Source organism: Mesorhizobium sp. M0571 (assembly GCF_040320985.1).
In the GTDB taxonomy this organism is placed as follows: domain Bacteria; phylum Pseudomonadota; class Alphaproteobacteria; order Rhizobiales; family Rhizobiaceae; genus Mesorhizobium.
This window is the reverse complement of sequence record NZ_JAMYQT010000005.1, coordinates 161138-180721: the sequence shown is the minus strand read 5'-3', so window position 1 is coordinate 180721 and position 19584 is coordinate 161138. Positions and strand designations below refer to the sequence as shown.

The window sequence follows — 19584 nt, the reverse complement described above, 5'->3', positions numbered from 1 at the left end:
GCACGCCAGCGATCTATATCCGGTTTACGCCGCGCTCAAGCTTGACTACAGCTATCAGGACGATTCAACGGAACCCGACAGCCACATGGCCGATGACCACATCCGCTACGACATTCTGGCCCAAGAGGCGTTGCGCGGCGTCATGCGCAAGGTCCTGGCCGAGGTCGCGCGCACCGGTCTCCCGGGCAATCACCACTTCTTCATCACCTTTCTCACCGGCGCGCCGGGCGTGCGCGTGTCTTCGCGGTTGCGCGAGCGCTATCCCGAACAGATGACCATCGTCATCCAGTTCCAGTATTGGGACCTGAAGGTGAGCGACACCGGCTTCGAGGTCGGGCTGTCGTTCTCCGACGTGCCGGAGAAACTGGAAATCCCGTTCTCGGCCGTGCGCGGCTTTTACGACCCGTCCGTCAACTTCGAGCTCGAATTCGACGTGAAGACGGATACCCCGGCGGAACAGGAGACAAAGGCCAAGCCCGCTCCCGAGCCGCTGGCCATCGTCGCCGAGAAAAAGCCCGAGACGAAGAAGAAAGCCGCTGAGGCGGAAAAGAAGCCCGCTGCGGCCGACGCCGGCGCCAAGGGGGCCGACGTGGTGTCGCTCGACGCCTTCCGCAAGAAGTGATCCGACAGGCGGCGTGACATGGCCGAGATCGTCAATCTCCGTCAGGCCCGCAAGCAGAAGGCGCGAACCGAGAAGGAACGCCTGGCCGAACAGAACCGGACGCTGCATGGCCGTTCCAAAATCAGCCGGGATCGCGACCGCCTGATCGCCGACAAGGCCGCCAAATTCGTCGCCGGCCATCGCCGCGAAAAATCGGGCGATTCGAACACCGAGAGCATCGGACCGAAAAGTGCATCGCGGTTTTCGGACGAATCCGATGCTTGAAGTATGAGTTGGGTCGCGTGAGCCCGGTCGAAAAGCGCTCGGTCACCATTCGCGGCCACCGCACCAGCTACTCGCTCGAAAAGCCTTTTTACGTCGACCTGGTCGCCATCGCGGCCGCGCGAAAATTGACGCTCGCCGCCCTTGTCGCCGAAATCGACGAGAGCCGCCCGCGCAATGCGAACCTCTCCTCGGCGCTCAGGCTCTATGTGCTGGACTGGGCCAAGCGCGGCATGAAGGGTTCGCTCTAACCTCCCCCCAGCGACTTCAGCAAATTATCGATCGATGAGGGATCGAGCTTGGGTGGCGCAGCTTCTGCTGGCGGCCGATTGTCATTGACCGGAGGCTGCGCCGGTTCCGCTTTCTGCGCTTGTTCCGCCGCGGCCTTGCGTTCGGCGTCGAGCTTTGCCTTTTCTTCCGAGGCGATGCGTAACGCCTCTTCCGCCCTCTGGCGTTGCTGTTCTTCGGCCTGCGCTGCCTCCTCAGCAGCCTGTTGCGCCGCATCCGCTTTGGCCTTTGCATCCGCCGCGGCTTTCGCCCTGGCCTCGGCTTCGGCCTTCGCCTCTGCATCCGCCTGTGCCTTGGCGTCCGCTTCAGCCTTCGCCTCGGCCTCAGCTTGCGCCCTCGCCTCCGCTTCGGCTTGGGCCTGCGCATCCGCTTCGGCCTTTGCCTTGGCGTCGGCCTCAGCCTTCAGCCGCGCCGCTTCCTCCTGCTTGCGCAGTTCCTCCGCGGCTCTTTCACGCTCGGTTTGCAAGGCAGCGTAGTAGCGCACCTCACGCCGCAGCCTTTGTTTTTCGAGCAGTGCGGCTTGCATGGCTTCGACCCGCTGCTGCTCCTTTTCCAGCGCACGCTGGGTCAGGAACTGCGCCAGCGGCTCGCTGTCGAACTGCCGTTTGGTGGCGCCGAACGGCCCGTCGACGCTGAAATTCAAAATCGGTTCGGAGCCGACCAGCGCCTCGTCGCCGGGTCTGTAGGCGATCTCGCCCTGGGCATCGACGGTGCCGGTGCTCAGATCGGCGGTGATGTCGGCGGACAGCGTCGCGCCCGGGCTTTCGAATTTGACCGGCGGCGCCCTCAGCGTGCCGCCGGCGATCGTGAAGGCAATACCGGTGTCCTGCGCCGGAAAACTGCCCGCCGCGGCGATCTGCGGCACAAAGCCGGCAGTCTTTGACACGTCGATGTCGCGCCCTATCGCGTCGGCCTTGGCGATGAAGGCGGCAAAGGCATCGGGATTGATGCCGGCAATGGTCATGCCCTTCAGCGTCGCCGTGCCGGAACCGGACAGCGCCGCGACCATCGCGTCGACCGATTTGCCGCTGGTCGAAAGCGCCGTCGAGAAATCGCCGCTTCCGCTGATGCCAGCTCCCGGCAGCACGGCTGCCAGATCGGCGCCGGCGAGTTTCATCTGGCCGGAGAAAAGCCCGGTGCCGTCATTGTTCTTAAGCTCGAACAGGCCGCTCAGCGCGCCGCCGAGGAACTTTGCCTTGAGGTCGGAAACGCGGATGCCTTCCTGGTCGAGCTGCAGCGACAGCGCTGCGTCATAGGCGGTGGCAAGCGGGCCGGCGGCAAGCGACGCCGCCGCCAGATCGAGATCGGCGGTAAATGGCAGGCTGGACTTCTGGCTGAACGGTGCCGTCGGCCAGGCCCCGTCATTTGCAAGGAAGGCCTGGTCACCGAACAGCATCACCGCCATCGGATCGAGGTCCAGTTCGTCCAGCGACAGCGCGCCGGCAAGATGCGGCAGCCCCTCTTTGACGTCGATGTTGACGTCACCGGAAACCGCCGCCTCGTTGACGGCGCCGCTGAGGCCGCTCAGCACCAGCAGGCCATTGCCGTAGTCGGCATCGGCCGCAAGTGACGTCGACATGCCGGTCCCCATGCCTGGCAGCCCGACGCCGGTCGTCATCAGCCATGGTTCGATATCGGCCGCTTCAACGCTGACTTTGCCCTTGGCGGCCGCGCCCTGAGGCGTCTCGGCAATTGTCCCGTCGAAACCAGCCTTGAAGTCGTTGCCGGCGAGGCTGAAGCGTGTCGCCAGGCCGCCGCCAAGCGTGCCTTTGGCCGAGACCTCGGTGGTCGCCTCTCCGAGCATGCCGAGTGGCAACGCCGGCAACCCGTAAAGCGCCAGAAGCGCGGTGGCGTCGGCGTTCCGGGCGTTGAAGGTCAGCGTCACCGGCGCTTCGAGAGGCCGGTCGAGCGCACCTTTGCCGGATAGCGACGCCGAAAAGGCCGAACCACCGGCCTTGCCCTGTGCGCTCATTGCCAGTCCCGTCGTACCGTCGCCATTGTCTGCCGCACTCGTGACCGCGTCGATACGCGCATCCTGGAACAGCTCGGGATAGGCAGCAGCACGCTCCGCAAGCCACTTCAGCACTGCATTATCCGGATAATGCTGGGCGGCGACGTCGATCAGCGGCTTGAGGTCGACGGCGACCACCGAGGCGTCGAGCTTGCCGGTCGGGCTCGCCGGGAAATCCTTGATCCGTCCGGTGGCGCTGATCGAGGCGCCGGCAAGCCCGCCGACCGATAGCCGGTCGATCTCAAGCAGTCCGTCGCGCAACCTCAGCGCGGTGTCGACGCTATCGGCGGTCAGCCCGCCGGCGCTGACCGGCCCGGCCTTGATCTGGAAATCGAGGTCGCGGTCGGAAAAGCGGTTGGCGCCCTTGTCGCTGACGAAGATCGAGGCGAAGGCGGCGAGCCCATCAACGTCGAGTTCGCCACCTTCCAGTTGCATCAGCACCGATGGCCTTGTGTCGTCGGGCTGGCTGGAATCGATGCGGCCGGAGAACTTCGCCTTGCCGAGGATGAGTTCGAGATCGCTGAAGGCCTGGTGTTTTTCACTCAAGTCGACCTTGGCCTTGAAGCCGGCGGCTGGCAAACGGCGGATCGCCTCGTCGACGTCCTTCGACAGCCATGCGGCAAAGCCGGAGGGCTGCGCCACCGCCAGAAGCAGCGATCCGGTGAAACCAAAATGGTCCTCGACGCTGACCATGCCATTGGCTTCCAGCTTGGCGCGACCGGGCAGCGTGGCGGCCAGCGATTTCACCGCCCAGCCGCCCTCGGCCGGTTCGGCGGACAGATGCACGTCGCGAACCGTCGTGTCGCCTGCCACCACCGCCGGCAGTTTCACCTCGACCGTGCCCGGTATGGTCGGTTTCGGCAGATCGAGCAGCGCCTCCTCCAGCGCCGCCACCCGCTCGGACAGCGTCAGTCCGGCACCGGCCGCCGCCCCCACGGCCTCGTCGAACTGCACCTGCGCGCCATTGGCCTCGATCGCAAAGCGCGGTTTCAGCCCAAGGTCGACCGCAGCCTTGCCGTCGGCGGTATAGGGATTGTCGAGCGGTCCGGTCTCGAAGCGGAATTCGTCGACGCCGAGCTTCTGGTGGTCGAGCGAAAACTTGCCGTTCAGCCTGAAGCCTGGGTCCGGTTTGCCGGCGCTGACTTTCAGCGCCTCGCCGTCGGTGCCGCGCGACTGCGCCGCAGCCCGGTCTGCACCCGATATCTTGAACTGACCCGAATAGACGGCGGCGCCCTCGACGAGGCCCACATTTCCGTCGGTCTCGATGACCAGCGGATAGGCATCCGGATCGGCTTTGAGCCTGAGCCGCATTTGCCCGTCCGGTTCAGCCTTGCCGGTGGAAGCGGCGATCGTGGTCCGCAACCCGTCCAGCAACAGCGAGCCGTCCAGCCGCCAGGGGCCGGCCAGCGACTTGGCCGAGATCGTCGAGTTGATCTCGGAAATAAGATGGCTGCGCCCGCCTGCGGCGTGGCTGAGCGCGATCTGTCCTTCCGTCACCGTCAGCTTCTCGATGGAGATCTGGCCGGGATCGAAGGGCGAGGACGGCCGCATCGTCCAATCGACGGTGCCGTCGGCGGCGATGTCGATCGTCGCCTTCGGCCGCACCAGCCGCATGTCGAAGATCAGCACCTCGCCGCGCAGGAATGGCGCCAGTTCGGCATCCATCGAAAAGGTTTCGACGGTCATCGCCGGCTGGCCGTTGGGGCCACCGGCAACGGCGACGTTCGAGAACGTCAGCGAGGGAAACGGCAACAGCCTCGCCGTTGCATCGCCTTGCACGGTCACCTTGCGGCCCAGGACGGCACTCGCCTCGCGCTCGAAATCGGCACGGTAACCCGTCCAGTCGACAAAGTACGGCACCACCAGCGCCGCACACAGCACCAGCACGAGAAGCCCACCGAAGATCACGAACAGGCGTGCGAGCATGAACTCCGAAGCGGTTGATTGAAAGTCAGCCGCACTCTATCCGCATCAGCGTGTCGATAAAGAGGCAATTCCCGCCAGACAGGCTTCTAGAGCAAAAGAAGACAGCCAAGAAAACTCAGCGCGCGTCGCGCTTTGCTTGCGCCACCTTTGCCGCCTGCCGCTGCCGGCCGAGTTCCATCGGCCGGATCAGATTCTCAGGCCGCCGGCTCACGATCGCGCGCATGCCTTTGTGCGCGGTGCGCGTGTTGAACTCGGGACCATCCGCCGCAGCGCCTTGCTTCATGGACAGCGCCTTGCGTGCATTCTCGACCAGCGAAACACGCGCCGCCAACTGGCGGCGGCGTTCGGCCTCGCCATTGAGCCGCCGCATGGTCATCGCCAGAACCGCTAGCTTCAACTGCGAGCCTTCATCGGCCTTCGAGGCGCCGGCGCCCTTTGGCGCACCTTTGCCGCGCATTTCGCGGCGGCGGCGATGCGCCTCGGTCTGGGCCTTGTCGCGCCGCTCCCTTAGGAGCTTGACCAAGCTGGCGAGTTCGGCGTCGGCAAGATGCTGTACCACTGGATGGTGCGACTTCTCGACGAGAGCATGTTCGTCGGCGCTCAGCGCCCGAGCCTCTTCCTTGCGTGAAATCGCCATGACACCATTCCTCCGTCTGTGACGCCTGCCTGGAGTCTTGATCCAAATGGTGGTGCGGTCAAGCCAAGGACCATTGGATCTTCCTCCACTATACGGCCGGCAATATCTTGCCCGGGTTCATGATGTTCAGCGGGTCGAGCGCCTGCTTGATCGTGCGCATGATGTCGACGCCATGGCCGAGTTCATGCCGCAGGAAGCCGATCTTGCCTTGCCCTATGCCATGCTCGCCGGTGCAGGTGCCGTCCATGGCGATGGCGCGCATGTTGAGCCGCGCCACGAATTTTTCCGCCAGCGCGATCTCCTTCGGATCGTCCACGTCCATCAGCACCAGCACATGGAAATTGCCGTCGCCGGCATGGCCGACGATCGGCGCGATCAGGCCCATCTCGGCGATGTCCGCCTCGGTCTCGGTGACACATTCGGCAAAGCGAGAGATCGGCACGCAGACATCGGTCGACAATCCCTTGGCGCCCGGCCGCAGCGTCAGCGACGACCAGTAGGCATCGTGCCTGGCCTTCCACAATTTCGTCCGCTCTTCGGCGACGCTGGTCCACAGGAACGGACCGCCGCCATTTTCCTCGGCGATCATGCCGAAGGTTTCGGCCTGCTCGGCGACGCCGGCATCGCTGCCGTGGAACTCGACGAACAGGCACGGGCTCTCCGGATAATCGAGCTTGGAATAGGTCTTCATCGCCCGCATCTGCAGCGCGTTGACCAATTCGATGCGTGCCACCGGAATGCCCATCTGGATGGTCGCGATCACCGCATTGCAGGCCGCCTCGACACTGGGAAATGGGCAGACGCCGCCCGAAATCGCCTGCGGAATGCCCTGCAGCTTCAAGGTCAGCTGGGTAATGATGCCGAGCGTGCCTTCCGAGCCGATCAGCAGCCGTGTCAGATCGTAGCCGGCCGAGCTCTTTTTCGCGCGCTTGCCGGTCGTTACCGCCTCGCCGTCGGCCATCACTGCGGTCAGCGACAGGACGTTTTCGCGCATCGTGCCGTAGCGCACGGCGTTAGTGCCCGACGCCCGCGTCGCCGCCATGCCGCCGAGCGAAGCGTTGGCGCCCGGGTCGATTGGAAAGAACAGGCCGGTGTCGCGCAGATGCCGGTTGAGGTCCTCACGCGTCACGCCGGGCTCGACGGTGCAATCCAGATCCTGCGGATTGACCGCGATGATGCGGTTCATCCGTGAGGTATCGAGCGAGATGCCGCCGCCCGGCGCATTGGTGTGGCCTTCCAGCGAGGAACCGACGCCAAAGGCGATCACCGGCACACGATGTGCCGCGCACGCGCGCACGATTTCCTGCACCTCCTCCGTCGTCTCGGCAAAGGCGACGCCGTCCGGCGCCTGCGTCGGAATGTAGGTGGTGGTATGCGCGTGCTGGGCGCGGATCGCCTGGCCGGTCTGGAATCGCTCGCCGAGCCGCTGCTTGAGGATGCCGAGCACGGCGGCGATGCCTTCTTCGTTGCGCTCGACCGGGTTGAGGTCGCCTAAAGCCATCGATTCCTCCGCGAATGGACCAGCGTCCACCCTTGTTCTGCATCTAGGGATGCGTAGTCTCACCAACCACGCTCTGTCCAGTCCACGCTCGTTTCAGCATGACGCCAAGGAAGTTCCCGTATGCCCATCCCCGCCCCTTTCGTCTCTCGCGCCATGGACATCGAGGAGGCCTGGATCGACTACAACGGCCATCTCAACATGGCCTACTACAACGTGCTGTTCGACCGCTGCTCCGACGAAGCCTTCGAGATGATGGGGATGGGGCCGGATTATGTGAAAGAACGGCGGCTCACCATCTACACGGCGGAAGTCCATGTCTGCTACGTCCAGGAGCTGCATCTCGATCACAAGGTCACGGTCTCCTTCCAGCTGCTGGACCATGACGAGAAGCGGCTGAGGGCCTATCAGGAAATCCGCCATCTCGACGGCTGGCTCGCCGCCACGTCCGAAACGCTGTCGCTGCATGTCGACATGTCAGGCCCGAAGGTGGCGCCCTTCCCCGCCAACGTTCTGGCCAAGGTTGAAGCGATGCGCGCCGCCCATGCGGCGCTGCCGATGCCGGAGCGCGCCGGCCGTTCGATCGGCATTCGTCGCAAGACGCTTGAACCGCCGTCAGACCGCCGTTAACCTTACCAAGGTTTTAACGTGAACAAGCCGAATTGAGGCGTTGAACGACTCAGCGCGGCGTTGGAAAACCATCCGCATCGAATTGCGATACGGGCGGCGGGGCGAAAGCGGTTCGGGGAACGTGCATGAAAACCGACATCAAGGTCGAGGCGGACAGGCTGGCGGCTGACCCACGCATTACCGATTATGATTTCTGGCGCTCGCTGAAGAACCTCAACAACGAGATCTTCCACATCGCCAACAACAACGAGCCGATCCCTTTCGCCATGATCCGCTGGCGCGCCATCCTGAAACAGGCGCGGATGAAGCGCGGCCACGCCTGACGGGACCTTCATTCCCTCCACATCAAGGCAGCCGTTTCACCGCCCCAAGCGGCGAGCGCGCCACGACAGGCGACGACTGGATGATCGCCGTGTTGGTCATCGCATAGGGAATGATCCGGTCGATCACCCGTTCGAGTTCGGCCACCGAGCCGACATGCGCCAGCGCGATGAAACAGTCTTCTCCGGTGACCCGGTCGCATTGGGCGATTTCCGGCAGCTCACGGATGATCTCGGCCACGACAGCCAATTGCCCCGGCACCGGCCTGATGCGCAGCCACGCCGACAGCTTCATGCCGAGCGCGGCCGGATTGATGCGCACCGTATAGGCCTCGATCACGCCGCTTTCCTGCAGCCGCTTGATGCGCTCGGCGACGCTCGGCGCCGACAGGCCGACCGATCGCGCCAGTTCGGCAATGCTGGTGCGCGCGTCCTTTTCCAGCACGCGCAGGATTTTCAGGTCGGCCGTATCCAGATCTGGATTTTCATTTCGAAGGCGTTTCAGCGGAATGCTCCTTGCTTTCGGAAAGGAAATAGCCACAGCGCCCGGCCATCATCCATGTAAATCGAAAAAGTTGCCTGCGATACTGATCCCATGCAAGATCGGACGCAACCCCCGGCAGCACATCCTGCCCTCGCCGGCTCCGCCATTACCTTGGCAAACTCGATGCCACCGCATCTCTGGTTCGGCGTCAGCGCCGTGTTCCACTATCTCGGACCGGCCTTCGCGGTGCTGCTTTTCCCGCATGTCGGCGTGCTCGGCATGGCGTGGCTGCGCATCGCCACCGCCGCGCTTGTCTTTGCCCCGCTGACCCGGCCATGGGCGGTCTTCACCCGCGCTGATCGCTCGACGCGGTTGTTGCTTCTGGCCTTCGGCGTCTGCCTTGGCGTGATGAATTGCTCGTTCTACCTAGCGCTTGACCGCTTGCCGATCTCGCTGGTGGCGGCTATCGAATTCGTCGGCACCATCGGCGTCGCGCTTGTCGGCCTCAGAAGCCCGCGCAATCTCGCCGCCCTTGCCGTCGCGCTCGCCGGAACCTTGCTGTTGATAGAGGTCAAATGGTCGAGCGATCCTGTCGGCCTGTTCTGGGCCTTCCTCAACGGGGCGCTGTTCGTCTTCTATATCGTGCTCGGCCACCGCGTCGCGCGCGCCGGCGCCGGCAATGGCATCGCGGGACTGGGTGCCGCCATGGCGGTCGCCCTTTTCATCGTTCTGCCGATCGGGTTTAGCGATGCACTGCCGGCGTTCTCGGCGCCGCCGCTGCTGCTTGCGGCGGTCGGCGTCGGCATCTGCTCGTCCGTCATTCCCTACATTTGCGACCAGCTTGCCATGTCGCGGCTGCCGCGCTCCAGCTTCGCGCTGATGCTGTCATTACTGCCGGTCACCGCAACGTTGATCGGCGTCATTGTGCTGCGGCAGGTGCCGAGCCTCACCGACTGTCTCGGCATCGCCTTGGTGGTGGCCGGCGTCGCCTTTCACAAACCGGCGCCGGCGCCCGCCTGATCAGGCCAGCTTCTCCTTGAGGAAGGCGATCGTCCGCCCCCAGGCGAGGTCAGCCGCCTTCTTGTCATAGCGGGCCGCCGATGTGTCATTGTTGAAGGCATGGTTGGCGCCTTCATAGACATAGACTGAATATTCGACATGAGCCGCGTCGAGTTCCTTCTTGAAGGCGTCGATGCCCGCATTGGTGCGGGTGTCGAGCCCGGCATAGTGCAGCATAAGCGGCGCCTTGATCTTCGGCACGTCCTCGGCCTTCGGCTGCATGCCGTAATAGGCGACGGCGGCGGCAAGATCCGGTGCGTTGACGGCCAGCATGTTTACCGTGCCGCCGCCCCAGCAGAAGCCGACGGCGCCGACCTTGCCGTTGCCGTCCTTGTCTCGCTTGAGGTAGGCGATCGTTGCGACTGCATTGGCGGCGACCTGTGCTGGATCGAGCTGCGAAAACAGGTCACGCGCCCTGTTTTCATCGTCCGGCGTGCCGCCGAGCGGCGTCATGAAGTCCGGCGCAAGCGCCACGAAGCCTTCCAGCGCAACGCGCCGCGCCACATCGCGGATATGCGGGTTGAGCCCCCGGTTTTCATGCACGACGATGACCGTGCCGAGCTTACCGGTCTGATCCGCCGGCTTGACCAGATAGCCCTTCATCTCGCCGCCGCTGCCCGGATAGCTGATGTCCTCGCCTTTCACGCCCGGATCGTCTTCCGCGACGATTGCCGCCTGGGCCGAATTTGCCGTCAGCAGCGGCGCGATCGCGGCCGCTGCCGCACCCGATCCGGCAAGCCTGGTCAACTGCTCCATGAAGCGCCGCCGGTCGAGCGTCAGATGCGTGTATTCGTCATAGGCATCGATCATCGCCTGGGTGATGGCAGGCTTGGCGGGGCCGGCAGGTGTTGTCATGGCGCGCGCTCCTCGTGCATCGGGCATCGCCCCCCGCGGCAACATAGTGCCGAAGCTTGCCCGGTCCAGTCACGGCTGAGTGAGGGCTGCCATAAGTCCCTGCACGATGGCCGTGATGCCCCGCGCGGCGCTGTCATTAAATTTCGGTCATTTGTGGCAATTCTAAATGCACGCACCACCATATAAAACAAACTTACCAGGCTAGGCCTCGCTCGCGCCATTTGGCGAGGAAAGAATGCCTGATTGACGACGAAGGAATTACGCCCATGACCTTTCCCTCCCCGCTTCTGGCAAGTGGGTTCGCACTCGCCGCTATGGCTTTGCTGGCGCTGCGGATCACCGCCGCTAGACGATCGATGGTCAAGGCCCGCGGCAACCGGCACCGCCCCACAAACAGCAAAGGCTGAGGAAGATCATGGACGTTCAGGACATCATCAACACCGTCTCCCAGAAGGCCGGTCTCAACCAGGCCTTGACCGAAAAAATCGCCGGCACGATTTTCTCGGTGCTCGAACACGAAGCGGAAGGCACGACCCTGTCCAGCTTCTTCGCCAAGATTCCGGGCGCCGACGCCCTGGCCAAGCAATATGATGTCATGGCTCCCGGCGCGGCTTCCGGCGGTGGCCTCCTGTCGTCGCTGGAGGGCGCGCTCGGCGGCGCTCTCGGCGAAAAAACCGGCGCGCTGATCAACGGCGTCGCCATACTCAAGGCGTCAGGCCTCACCCTGGCACAGATCAGCCAGGCCGGCACGATGCTGGTCCAGCAGGCCGAGGCAGCCGCCGGCCCGCAGCTGACCAATGAGGTACTTGCATCAGTACCTGACCTGAAAGGGCATCTCGGGCTCTGAAGGACCTTCTACTTCGGCAGCGTATAAGCCATCACATAATCGCCCGGCTTGGTGCCGACCGAGCCGTGGCCGCCGGCAACGATGACGACGAACTGGCGCCCGTCGGCCACCGTGTAGGTCATCGGCGTCGACTGTCCACCGGCCGGCAGCCGCGCCTGCCAGAGCTGCTTGCCGGTCGTCAAATCATAGGCGCGAACATAGTCGTCGACCGCCGCACCGAGGAAGGCGACGCCGCCGGCGGTGATCATCGGCCCGCCAATGCCGGGCACGCCGACCTTGAAAGGCAGCGGCAGCGGCGTCATGTCGTAGACGGTGCCGTTGCGATGCTTGTAGACGATCTTGCCGGTCCGGAGATCGGCACCCGCCACATAGCCCCAGGGCGGCGCCTGGCAGGGAATGCCGAGCGGCGACAGGAACGGCTTCAATATCACTGCGTAAGGCGCACCGTCATTGCGGTTCAGGCCTTGTTCGCTGCCTTTGGTATCGCCCGGCGGCGGCACGTCGGCGCGCGGCACCAATTTGGAGATGAACGCCAGATATGTCGGCATGCCGAACATTACCTGCCGGACCGGATCGACTGCCACGCCGCCCCAGTTGAAGGTGCCAAAATTGCCGGGATAGATCAGCGAACCCTGCAGCGATGGCGGGGTATAGCGGCCCTCATAGCGCAGTTTCAGGAACTCGATCCGGCAGGCCAGCTGGTCGAACATGGTGATGCCCCACATGTCGGCGCCGGTCAGCGGCTTCGGACTGAAGCTCAGGTCCGAGGACGGCTGCGTCGGCGAGGTATGGTCGCCCTCGATCGCGCCGCCAGGTGCTGGCACTTCCTTGACCGGAACGATCGGCTCGCCGCTGCGCCGGTCGAGCACATAGAGGTCGCCCTGCTTGGTCGGCCCGACCAGCGCCGGCACCACGCCACTTTCCGTGGTGACGTCGACCAGCGTCGGCTGCGCCGGCACGTCCATGTCCCAGAGATCGTGATGCACGGTCTGCCGCACCCAGCGCAATTGTCCGGTGTTGAGGTCGAGTGCGGTGATCGAGGAGGAGAATTTCTCGTCATTGGCGCTGCGCCCGGCGCCGAGCTGGTCCGGCGTCTTGTTGCCGAGCGGCACATAGAGCAGCCCGAGCTTCTCGTCGGCGCTCGCCGTCGACCACATGTTGGGCGAGTTGTGGGTATAGGTCTGGCCGGGCGGCAGCGGCGTCGTCTGGTCCGGATTGCCGGAATCCCAGTTCCAAATCAAAGCGCCTGTGTCGACGTCGAAGGCACGAATGACACCGGACGGCTCCTCGGTCGAATAATTGTCGTTAACCGCGCCGCCGACGATGATCTTGTTGGCGACGATCAGCGGCGCCGACGTCGAATAATAATAGCCCGGCTTCGGATATGGCATGTTGGCGAGCAGGTTCAGCGTGCCGGCTTCGGCAAATGTCGGACAGACCTGGCCATTCGCGGCGTCGAGCGCGATCAGTCGGGCGTCGGATGTCGGCAGATAGATGCGTGTGGCGCAGGGCTGACCGGCGGCGGTCTTGGCGTCGGCATAATAGGACACGCCGCGGCAGGTCTGGTGCTGGCGGTCCTTGTTGAGCTTGACCTGTGGATCGAAGCGCCATTTCTCCTTGCCGCTCGCGGCATCGATGGCGATCGCGAAATTATGCGGCGTGCAGATGTAGAGCGTGTCGGCAATCTTCAGCGGCGTCACCTGATAGGTCGTCTCGCCGATGTCGTCGGGCCCTTTCACATCGCCGGTCTGATAGGTCCAGGCCGGCTGCAGATTGGCGACGTTTTCCGGGGTGATCTGGTCGAGCGGCGAATAGCGCTGGCCATATTGCGTGCGACCGTAATAGTGCCATTCGCCGGCCGGCACGTTGCCGCCGAGATCGGCCGTCGGCGTCACCTTGTCGGTGTTGATTTGGCCGGCAATATCCTTTGGATCGGTCGTCATCGAATATCCGGCGACGCCGAGCGATGCCAGCACCGCGAGGATCAGCGGTGCGCGTCCGTCGGGACCGGTAAGCCCGCGCCGCGCCCATGGCGTCAACAGCCACAGCGCGACAAGCACGATAATGCCGCCGCGCGGGCCTAGCTCCCACCAGTCGAAGCCGGTTTCCCAGACAGCCCAGGCGAGCGTGCCGAGCACGATCGCCGCGTAGAGCCACAGCGCCGTGGATCTGCGCCTGTAGAGCAGCCAGGCGGCGACAAGGAAAGCTATACCGGCGATGACGTAATACCAGCTGCCGCCCAGCGTCACGAGCCAGATGCCGCCGCCGCCAAGCGCCAGGCCGATGAGGAAAAGGATCAGGGAGGTGATAACGACAGCCAAGACGGTGCTCCTTCGACTGGTGTGCTCCGCGACGCGTCCATGGGCAACCCCGCATTGCGTTCCTGCCCCTGCGCAACTTTCTCCGGCCCGCCTTGCGTGTCAAGCGAGCTCGAAGCAATCCATAATCGGACCAACGAGGACGCTGCTGATTTTCAACGCTATGGCAAATTGGAGGCCACACGCTAAAGTAGCGATCTCACCTTGCCGGTATCCAGATTTTCCAGCAATCTGCCTTGAGCCACCGAAACCCTTGGAGCAACCAGAGTGACGTCATTCCTTGTGCCTACGACGCGAGCAGTGCTTGTCGTGTGTGCTCTCCTCCTCGGCTTGGTCGCCGCGACAGTGGCCGCGCCGGCACAGACGATCGGCGAGATCAACAGGGCAAACGGTTTTCATGAGATGCTGATGGGCATTGGTCCCAATATCGCCAATGGCATAAAGTCCATACCGGAACCCCTGCCGAAAAATTTCCATGAAGCCTGGTCGGCTGCGATGGAAGGCTCCTTTGACGGCGCCAGAATGGAGACGGCCGTCGAATCGCAGATGGCGGACAAGCTGGCCGCTGCCGATCTGTCCGATCTTGCCACGTTCTACGCTTCGGCTTTGGGCAAACGCGTGACCGCTCTGGAAATTCAATCGTCTGGTTCTGAAGGTAAGGAAAGCAAGAGGACAGACGGCAAACGCATCCTCGCCGAGCTTCCATCCAAGGATCCGGTCCGTCTCGAATTGTACAGGAAGATCATGGATGACATCAGCGCCGTCGACACGGGAGAAGCAATGGCGCTGAATATAGGCTACGCGATGTTTTCTGGCGTACTGGGAGCGGCAGGAAAACCCCTCCCGGATGACCAGATCATGGCTCTGGTGCATCGGCAATACGCAAAAGTTCGTCAGACAATCGAAAAAAACGTCATGGAAAGTGCTGCCTACACATACAGGGATCTGCCGCTTGAAGATCTCAAACTTTATTCGACATTCCTGGCGTCGTCCGCCGGACACCACTACTACGATCAGATGCTGACTGCTCTGAGCGCGGTGATGGCAGTGGAAGCGCGCTCGTTCGGACACCGATTGTTCGTCGCGCTTGGTTACCGCAAGGCCTGAGCAGGCGGGTATCACACCGTTCAGGTGCTTTGCCGGAACAAAACGGAGACACTTCTGGCCTTTCCCTGCCGAATCACTACATTCGGGGGGAGATGTCCGGCTTTTCGGAAGACATGCCCTTTTTTGACGAACCGAACGCGCGGCCCGTGGCCCCGTCGGGCATTGCCGCGCGCGCCATGGCTGCCCGCAGCAATCAAAACAACGCGCCCGATTATCTCAACGGCCTCAACCCCGAGCAGCGGCTGGCGGTGGAAACCACCGAAGGCCCGGTCCTTGTGCTGGCCGGCGCCGGCACCGGCAAGACGCGCGTCTTGACCACCCGCATCGCCCACATCCTTGCCACCGGCAAGGCCTTCCCCTCGCAGATCCTCGCCGTCACCTTCACCAACAAGGCGGCGCGCGAGATGAAGCAGCGCATCGGCCTGTTGATCGGCGAAGGCAATGTCGAGGGCATGCCGTGGCTCGGCACCTTCCACTCGATCGGCGTCAAGCTGCTCCGCCGACATGCCGAGCTGGCCGGGCTCAAATCCGACTTCACCATTCTCGACACTGACGACGTCGTGCGCCTGATCAAGCAGCTCATCCAGGCCGAAGGGCTGGACGACAAGCGCTGGCCGGCCAAGCAGTTCGCCCAGATGATCGACGGCTGGAAGAACAAGGGCCTCGGCCCCGCCGACATCCCCGAGGGCGACGCCCGTGCATTCGCCAACGGCAAGGGCCGCGAGCTCTACAAGGCCTATCAGGAGCGGCTGCAGACGCTGAACGCCTGCGACTTCGGCGACCTGCTCTGCCACCCGATCCGCATCTTCCGCGCCAATCCGGATGTGCTGAAGGAATACCACAAGCGCTTCCGCTACATCCTCGTCGACGAATACCAGGACACCAACACCGCCCAATACATGTGGCTGCGGCTCTTGGCGCAGCGGCCGCAATCCTCCCCCCTTGAGGGGGAGGTGCCCGCGAAGCGGGCGGAGGGGGTTGCCGCAGTAGGCACCGCCAGCGCGTCGAGCACTGCCGCCAGCAGGTCGAGCACTGCCGCTCGGACCCCACCCGGCCGGGCTTTGCCCGGCCACCCTCCCCTCAAGGGGGAGGGAAGCCCGCGCCTGTCCACCGTAAATATTTGCTGCGTCGGAGACGACGATCAGTCGATCTATGGCTGGCGCGGCGCCGAGGTCGACAACATCCTGCGCTTCGACAAGGATTTTCCCGGCGCCACCATCATCCGGCTGGAGCGCAACTACCGCTCGACCGCGCACATTCTCGGCACCGCCTCGCATCTCATCGCCCACAATGAGGGCCGCTTCGGCAAGACGCTGTTTACCGAAAAGATCGCCGAGGACGACGAGAAGGTGCATGTCCATGCCGCCTGGGATTCCGAGGAGGAGGCCCGCGCCGTGGGCGAGACCATCGAGGCCTACCAGCGCCAGAAGCACAATTTGAACGATATGGCGATTCTCGTCCGCGCGTCCTTCCAGATGCGCGAGTTCGAGGACCGCTTTGTCACGCTCGGCCTCAACTACCGCGTCATCGGCGGCCCGCGCTTCTATGAGCGGCTCGAGATCCGCGACGCCTTGGCCTTCTTCCGCGTCGTCGCGCAAGGCGCCGACGACCTCGCCTTCGAGCGCATCGTCAACGTGCCGAAGCGCGGGCTTGGCGAGGCCACCATCCGCCAGATCCATGATACCGCACGCGCGCTGCGCACCCCGATGCTGGAGGCGGCGGCAAAACTCGCCGAGAGCGACGAGCTGAAGCCGAAGCCGCGCGCCGCACTTCGCGAGGTCGCCGCCAATTTTGAACGCTGGCAGAAGGCTCTGGAAACCACCCCGCACACCGAGCTCGCCGAGACCATTTTGGAGGAGAGCGGCTACACCGACATGTGGAAGAACGACCGCTCGGTCGAAGCGCCGGGCCGGCTGGAAAACCTCAAGGAGTTGATCCGCTCCATGGAGGAGTACGAATCGCTGCGCTCCTTCCTCGAACATGTCGCACTCGTCATGGACGCCGAGCAGAACGCCGAGCTCGACGCCGTCAACATCATGACGCTGCATTCGGCCAAGGGCCTCGAATTCGAGACCGTGTTCCTGCCCGGCTGGGAGGAAGGGCTGTTCCCGCACCAGCGCGCGCTCGACGAGGGTGGCCGCTCCGGGCTGGAGGAAGAACGGCGGCTGGCCTATGTCGGGCTGACCCGCGCCAAGAAGAACCTGCATTTGTGGTTCGTCTCCAACCGCCGCATCCATGGCCTCTGGCAGTCGACCATTCCCTCGCGCTTTCTCGACGAACTGCCGGAAGCCCATGTCGAGGTCGCCGAAAGCGGCAACTCCTATGGCGGTTACGGCAACGCCTATGGCGGTGGTTCTTTCGCCTCCGGTCGTGGTGGCCAAGGGGCAGGAAGACAGAACCCCTACGGGGCGTCGCGCTTCGACAACATTGGCGGCAATTCCGGCGCCGAGAAATCCGGCGCTTTCTCCAACACCTATGCGACGCCGGGCTGGCAGCGCGCTCAAGCGAACCGCACCGAGGCGACCGACCGCAATTGGGGCACGCGCTCCGGTCACCAGGTCGAGCGCATCGGCTATGGCGAAACCGACTCCGGCTACGGCGCCGGCCGCACCTCGGTCAAGGGCCGCACCATCGACGGCGAACTGGTCGCCAAATCCGTCGCCGACACGCCGTCCCCCTTCAACGTTGGCGACCGCGTCTTCCACCAGAAATTCGGCAACGGCAACATCTCGGCAATCGAAGGCAACAAGCTGACCATCGACTTCGACAAGGCCGGCCAGAAACGCGTGCTGGACGGGTTTGTCACCGGGGTTTGAGCGTTCGCCGGTCGCTAGCGATACCGCGCCTGGTTCCATTTGTGGCCGAGCAGCGACAGGATGATGATCAGGCCGTTGAAGAACTGGACGTAGAAGCCGCTCAGCCCCGCCGCGACGACGCCGGTCTGGATGAAGGAGACGGTGACCGCGCCGATTGCGCCGCCGACAACGGTGCCGATGCCGCCCCAGGTCGGGGTGCCGCCGACGAACACCGATGCCAGCACCGGCAGCAGGTAGCCGTCGCCGGCCGTCGGCCACCAGGTGAAGTTGATCATCACCGAAAAGGTGCCGGCGATCGCCGCGCCGATGCCGACGAAGACGAACACTTTTACGCGCACGCGCTTGACATCGATGCCCATCTGCTGGGCGCTGTCGGGATTGTCGCCGACCACCTTGACCTGCGCGCCGAAGCGATGGCGGTTGTAGAGCAGCGCCGACAGCACGACGAAGGCGATGGCCCAGAAGATCTGCACCGGAATGCCGTAAAGCTGGCTGGAGAAGATCTTGTAGGCCCAGCTGTCGGCAAGGCCGGTCAGCGCCGTCGACCTGCCCTCGTTGATGATCTGGATCAGGCCGCGCAGCAGGAAATTCATGCCGAGCGTGGCGATCAGCGACGACAGCCCGCCATAGACGACCAGCGAGCCGACCAGGAAGCCGAGCAGCATGCCGGTGACCATTGCGGCGGCAATGCCGAGGAACGGGTCGTAGCCGGCCTGCACGACCAGCGCGAAGACCCATGAGGCGAAGCCCATCGTCGCCGGAAACGACAGGTCGATCTCGCCGCAGGTGACGACAAAGACCAGCGGCACCACCACGAACAGCGCCACCGGCAGCGTGGTCAGCACGGAACTATAGAGATACCAGGTGGTGAAGACGGTCGGGTTGGCGATCATGAACACCGCCATCATGACGATGAACACGGCAAGCGTGCCGAGCGCGGCGCGGTTGTCGAGGATGAACCCGCGCAGCCAATTGTCGGACGGGTGTCTCCACTCTTTCCCGGCGGTTTCGCCATGCGGGCCGCCGAGGGGGCTCTGCAGATCGGGTTCCATGGTCTTGCTCATCGTGCCGCCCTCCCCGCATCGCCCGCGTCGTGCAATCCCGGCAATCCGCTGGGGTGGGCGACGTCTTCCATGAAATTGATCAGATCCTCGGCCGACTTGACCTCGCCGCGGTCGGCGGTGAGCGCGACCTTGCCGCGGTCCAGCACCACGAAACGATCGGCGATATCGAAGACGTGGTGGATGTTGTGGCCGATGAACAGGATCGAGCGTCCGCTCGCCCGCACCTGGCGCACGAAGTGAAAGACCTTGGCGGTCTCGGTCAGCGATAGCGCGGTCGTCGGTTCGTCGAGGACTATCAGCTCCGCCTTCTTATAGATGGCCCGCGCGATCGCCACGCCCTGGCGTTCGCCGCCCGAGAGCTGGCCGACGATCGACTGTGGCGTGAACACTTTCGAGGTGAAGCCGATCTCGCGCATCAGCCGGCTCGCCTCCGCGATCTCGTTGTTGACCTTCAGCCAGCCAAGCCAGCCGGTGAGCTCGCGGCCCATGAAGATATTGCGCACGATCGTCTGCTGCACGGCGAGCGCCCGGTCCTGGAACACGGTCTCGATGCCGGCGTCGCGCGAGCGCGCAGGGCTCCATCCGGTCACCGGCTTGCCGCGGACGAGAATCTCGCCGCTGGTCGGTTTGACCACGCCGGACAGGATCTTGATCAGCGTCGACTTGCCGGCGCCATTGTCGCCGATCAGGCCGACCACCTCGCCGCGATCGACGCTGAGATTGACCCCGCCCAGCGCATAGACCTGGCCATAGGACTTGCTGATGTCGCGCAGTTCGATGATGCGTTCGGCCATGGCGATCCTCGCTTGATTGTCGCGTGCCGGCTTTTTCGCCGGCGGTC

17 protein-coding genes are annotated in these 19584 nt (G+C 64.0%); 9 read left to right on the top strand and 8 right to left on the bottom strand.

Going from position 1 to position 19584, the window contains the following annotated elements; genetic code table 11:
- The first annotated feature begins 85 nt into the window (after positions 1-85).
- The 3 genes from NKI85_RS08855 to NKI85_RS08845 are packed head-to-tail and all read left to right on the top strand — an operon-like array spanning position 86 to position 1134.
- Positions 86-622: an SspB family protein gene (locus NKI85_RS08855; protein WP_352466938.1), complete on the top strand. Its 537-nt coding sequence runs from the start codon at positions 86-88 to the stop codon at positions 620-622.
- An 18-nt stretch (positions 623-640) separates the two neighbouring features.
- The gene (locus tag NKI85_RS08850; protein ID WP_352524367.1) at positions 641-886 is read left to right on the top strand and encodes a DUF4169 family protein; all 246 of its coding nucleotides are present in this window, start codon (positions 641-643) and stop codon (positions 884-886) included.
- A gap of 17 nt (positions 887-903) precedes the next feature.
- On the top strand, positions 904-1134 hold the full coding sequence (locus tag NKI85_RS08845; protein ID WP_352524365.1) for a ribbon-helix-helix domain-containing protein: 231 nt from the start codon (positions 904-906) through the stop codon (positions 1132-1134).
- On the opposite strand, the gene NKI85_RS08840 is transcribed toward NKI85_RS08845, so the two are convergent.
- The 3 genes from NKI85_RS08840 to NKI85_RS08830 all read right to left on the bottom strand — a co-directional run bounded on the left by NKI85_RS08840 (position 1131) and on the right by NKI85_RS08830 (position 7246).
- On the bottom strand, positions 1131-5108 hold the full coding sequence (locus NKI85_RS08840; protein ID WP_352776597.1) for an AsmA family protein: 3978 nt from the start codon (positions 5106-5108) through the stop codon (positions 1131-1133). The genes NKI85_RS08845 and NKI85_RS08840 overlap by 4 nt on opposite strands.
- A 115-nt stretch (positions 5109-5223) precedes the next feature.
- The gene (locus NKI85_RS08835) at positions 5224-5745 is read right to left on the bottom strand and encodes a hypothetical protein (RefSeq protein ID WP_352776596.1); all 522 of its coding nucleotides are present in this window, start codon (positions 5743-5745) and stop codon (positions 5224-5226) included.
- 88 nt (positions 5746-5833) lie between these two features.
- On the bottom strand, positions 5834-7246 hold the full coding sequence (locus NKI85_RS08830; RefSeq protein ID WP_352776595.1) for an FAD-binding oxidoreductase: 1413 nt from the start codon (positions 7244-7246) through the stop codon (positions 5834-5836).
- A gap of 120 nt (positions 7247-7366) precedes the next feature.
- Here NKI85_RS08830 and NKI85_RS08825 point away from each other — a divergent pair, with 120 nt between their 5' ends.
- Complete coding sequence (locus NKI85_RS08825) at positions 7367-7873, top strand: thioesterase family protein (protein ID WP_352776594.1); 507 nt, start codon at positions 7367-7369, stop codon at positions 7871-7873.
- A gap of 125 nt (positions 7874-7998) precedes the next feature.
- Entirely contained in the window at positions 7999-8196 is a 198-nt protein-coding gene (locus NKI85_RS08820) for a hypothetical protein (protein ID WP_023676715.1), read from the top strand.
- A 22-nt stretch (positions 8197-8218) separates the two neighbouring features.
- Here NKI85_RS08820 and NKI85_RS08815 read toward each other — a convergent pair whose 3' ends face one another.
- The gene (locus tag NKI85_RS08815; RefSeq protein ID WP_352776661.1) at positions 8219-8698 is read right to left on the bottom strand and encodes an Lrp/AsnC family transcriptional regulator; all 480 of its coding nucleotides are present in this window, start codon (positions 8696-8698) and stop codon (positions 8219-8221) included.
- Positions 8699-8788: 90 nt separating this feature from the next.
- Here NKI85_RS08815 and NKI85_RS08810 point away from each other — a divergent pair, with 90 nt between their 5' ends.
- Positions 8789-9697 (top strand): EamA family transporter, encoded by a 909-nt coding sequence (locus NKI85_RS08810; protein WP_352776593.1) that lies wholly within the window; start codon positions 8789-8791, stop codon positions 9695-9697.
- Here the strand turns inward: NKI85_RS08810 and NKI85_RS08805 are convergent, their stop codons facing one another.
- A complete protein-coding gene (locus NKI85_RS08805) occupies positions 9698-10591 on the bottom strand; it encodes a dienelactone hydrolase family protein (RefSeq protein ID WP_352776592.1) in 894 nt (297 codons plus the stop codon).
- A gap of 415 nt (positions 10592-11006) precedes the next feature.
- Here NKI85_RS08805 and NKI85_RS08800 point away from each other — a divergent pair, with 415 nt between their 5' ends.
- Complete coding sequence (locus NKI85_RS08800; RefSeq protein WP_352776591.1) at positions 11007-11438, top strand: hypothetical protein; 432 nt, start codon at positions 11007-11009, stop codon at positions 11436-11438.
- 8 nt (positions 11439-11446) lie between these two features.
- Here the strand turns inward: NKI85_RS08800 and NKI85_RS08795 are convergent, their stop codons facing one another.
- On the bottom strand, positions 11447-13759 hold the full coding sequence (locus NKI85_RS08795; RefSeq protein WP_352776590.1) for a glucose/quinate/shikimate family membrane-bound PQQ-dependent dehydrogenase: 2313 nt from the start codon (positions 13757-13759) through the stop codon (positions 11447-11449).
- Between the two features lie 264 nt (positions 13760-14023).
- Here NKI85_RS08795 and NKI85_RS08790 point away from each other — a divergent pair, with 264 nt between their 5' ends.
- Complete coding sequence (locus tag NKI85_RS08790) at positions 14024-14863, top strand: DUF2059 domain-containing protein (protein ID WP_352776589.1); 840 nt, start codon at positions 14024-14026, stop codon at positions 14861-14863.
- Between the two features lie 92 nt (positions 14864-14955).
- Complete coding sequence (locus NKI85_RS08785) at positions 14956-17679, top strand: ATP-dependent helicase (protein ID WP_352776588.1); 2724 nt, start codon at positions 14956-14958, stop codon at positions 17677-17679.
- A 14-nt stretch (positions 17680-17693) separates the two neighbouring features.
- Here NKI85_RS08785 and NKI85_RS08780 read toward each other — a convergent pair whose 3' ends face one another.
- The gene (locus NKI85_RS08780; RefSeq protein WP_352776587.1) at positions 17694-18743 is read right to left on the bottom strand and encodes an ABC transporter permease; all 1050 of its coding nucleotides are present in this window, start codon (positions 18741-18743) and stop codon (positions 17694-17696) included.
- The gene (locus tag NKI85_RS08775; RefSeq protein WP_352776586.1) at positions 18740-19537 is read right to left on the bottom strand and encodes an ATP-binding cassette domain-containing protein; all 798 of its coding nucleotides are present in this window, start codon (positions 19535-19537) and stop codon (positions 18740-18742) included. The genes NKI85_RS08780 and NKI85_RS08775 overlap by 4 nt, the downstream gene beginning before the upstream one ends.
- Positions 19538-19584 lie beyond the last annotated feature (47 nt).

Excerpts from the sequence above, each read along its gene's own strand:
- NKI85_RS08810 (WP_352776593.1), top strand. The coding sequence starts at position 8,789 with ATGCAAGATCGGACGCAACCCCCGGCAGCACATCCTGCCCTCGCCGGC.
- NKI85_RS08775 (WP_352776586.1), bottom strand. The coding sequence starts at position 19,537 with ATGGCCGAACGCATCATCGAACTGCGCGACATCAGCAAGTCCTATGGC.
- NKI85_RS08785 (WP_352776588.1), top strand. The coding sequence starts at position 14,956 with ATGTCCGGCTTTTCGGAAGACATGCCCTTTTTTGACGAACCGAACGCG.
- NKI85_RS08780 (WP_352776587.1), bottom strand. The coding sequence starts at position 18,743 with ATGAGCAAGACCATGGAACCCGATCTGCAGAGCCCCCTCGGCGGCCCG.
- NKI85_RS08825 (WP_352776594.1), top strand. The coding sequence starts at position 7,367 with ATGCCCATCCCCGCCCCTTTCGTCTCTCGCGCCATGGACATCGAGGAG.
- NKI85_RS08840 (WP_352776597.1), bottom strand. The coding sequence starts at position 5,108 with ATGCTCGCACGCCTGTTCGTGATCTTCGGTGGGCTTCTCGTGCTGGTG.
- NKI85_RS08850 (WP_352524367.1), top strand. The coding sequence starts at position 641 with ATGGCCGAGATCGTCAATCTCCGTCAGGCCCGCAAGCAGAAGGCGCGA.
- NKI85_RS08830 (WP_352776595.1), bottom strand. The coding sequence starts at position 7,246 with ATGGCTTTAGGCGACCTCAACCCGGTCGAGCGCAACGAAGAAGGCATC.
- NKI85_RS08855 (WP_352466938.1), top strand. The coding sequence starts at position 86 with ATGGCCGATGACCACATCCGCTACGACATTCTGGCCCAAGAGGCGTTG.
- NKI85_RS08820 (WP_023676715.1), top strand. The coding sequence starts at position 7,999 with ATGAAAACCGACATCAAGGTCGAGGCGGACAGGCTGGCGGCTGACCCA.
- NKI85_RS08805 (WP_352776592.1), bottom strand. The coding sequence starts at position 10,591 with ATGACAACACCTGCCGGCCCCGCCAAGCCTGCCATCACCCAGGCGATG.
- NKI85_RS08800 (WP_352776591.1), top strand. The coding sequence starts at position 11,007 with ATGGACGTTCAGGACATCATCAACACCGTCTCCCAGAAGGCCGGTCTC.
- NKI85_RS08835 (WP_352776596.1), bottom strand. The coding sequence starts at position 5,745 with ATGGCGATTTCACGCAAGGAAGAGGCTCGGGCGCTGAGCGCCGACGAA.